The organism is Coprococcus intestinihominis (genome assembly GCF_040096555.1).
Lineage (GTDB): Bacteria > Bacillota > Clostridia > Lachnospirales > Lachnospiraceae > Coprococcus_A > Coprococcus_A intestinihominis.
This window is the reverse complement of sequence record NZ_JBBMEK010000531.1, coordinates 1-610: the sequence shown is the minus strand read 5'-3', so window position 1 is coordinate 610 and position 610 is coordinate 1. Positions and strand designations below refer to the sequence as shown.

General features: G+C 48.7%; 1 protein-coding gene and 1 pseudogene. Both read left to right on the top strand.

What is annotated here, in order from left to right; genetic code table 11:
- Positions 1 to 215: pseudogene (locus tag WMO25_RS18670) on the top strand (multidrug ABC transporter ATP-binding protein); the annotation flags it as partial.
- Positions 205 to 610, top strand: a 406-nt coding sequence (locus WMO25_RS18665; protein ID WP_349086756.1) for an ATP-binding cassette domain-containing protein, incomplete at its 3' end; no start/stop codon positions are given. The pseudogene WMO25_RS18670 and the gene WMO25_RS18665, both read left to right, overlap by 11 nt.

The following is a 610-nucleotide window of genomic DNA, read 5'->3' as shown; positions in this document are numbered from 1 at the left end:
TGCTGATTCTGGATGAGCCCTTTAACGGCCTGGACAAGCACGGTGTCAGTCAGATGCATGAACTGATACTGGTTCAGAAGAAAAAGGGCAAGACGATTTTGCTTTCCAGTCACAGTCAGAAGGATATCGATGTGCTCTGTGATGTGGTCTGTGAGATGGACGGCGGTGTGATGCATTGCATCAGAGACAGGATGGAGGATACATATGCAGGATGATCGTGAAGATAAGGCAGGAGTGCAGGATGCCGATAACTGTCTCTGCAGGTTAAAGGATATTGTCAAATGGTATCCGCCGGATCGCCTGGTGCTGGATCAGTTTTCACTGGAAATTGGCCGGGGCGAACGGGTCATGATCAGAGGAAATGCCGGCAGCGGACGGACAACCCTGATCAGGATTTTAGATCAGAAAATAAAGCCCAATGAGGGAACTTTATTATGCAGAGGCAGTATAGCGGTCATCTATGAAACAACGGGAATTCTGGAATCCATGACACTGGGAGAGCAGATTGCCCTGCCCCTTTTGTGTCAGGGATACAGCAGACGGGAAGCCATGGATCATGCTTCAGAGTGGCTGAAAAAGATTGGTGAGGAAATTCGGGAATATCATAAGG